The sequence below is a fragment of the Halalkalibacter sp. APA_J-10(15) genome (genome assembly GCF_023017105.1).
Lineage (GTDB): Bacteria > Bacillota > Bacilli > Bacillales > Bacillaceae_D > Halalkalibacter.
In genome coordinates this window covers 1-521 of record NZ_JALKEV010000054.1, presented here as the reverse complement: position 1 = coordinate 521, position 521 = coordinate 1, and the positions used below count along the sequence as shown (strand labels likewise).

Here is a 521-nt window from a genome sequence, read left to right as displayed (position 1 = left end):
AGTACACTCGTGCGAACATTCTTTCTCAAGCTTCTCAATCAATGCTTGCACAAGCAAACCAACAACCACAATCAGTTCTTCAACTTCTTGGATAATCGATTATTGGTTGAAAAAGACTCTGTATTTTACAGGGTCTTTTTTAGTTGAACTCTCAAAAAATTACACTCTTAATCTGCGAAATGAATTAAATGAATGAAAATTTACCCGTGGCAAAAGATTTATAAAAAGCCTAAAAATTTTTAAAAATAGTTAAAAACTATTAAACAATACTAAATGTCGGTCGATATAATGAATAAGCGTAAAGTGAGAGGTGATTACGAGATATTTCTTGCGGAACGCTTATACTTAACCAACCACAAGGACGTGGGCGGTAACACACTCAAGGAGGAATTTTATAATGATTATTAACAACAATTTACCTGCAATGAATGCACACCGTCAGCTTGGTGTAAACCAATTTGCTGGTGCACAAGCACAAGAAAAATTATCTTCAGGTCTTCGTATTAACCGTGCTGGTGACG

The 521-nt window shown here is 35.1% G+C and carries 2 protein-coding genes; both read left to right on the top strand.

Annotated features, from left to right (window positions below; all coding sequences use genetic code 11):
* Positions 1-95, top strand: a 95-nt coding sequence (locus MW695_RS22230; protein ID WP_260505966.1) for a flagellin, incomplete at its 5' end; no start/stop codon positions are given.
* Between the two features lie 302 nt (positions 96-397).
* On the top strand, positions 398-521 hold a 124-nt coding region (locus tag MW695_RS22225), incomplete at its 3' end, for a flagellin N-terminal helical domain-containing protein (RefSeq protein WP_483299839.1).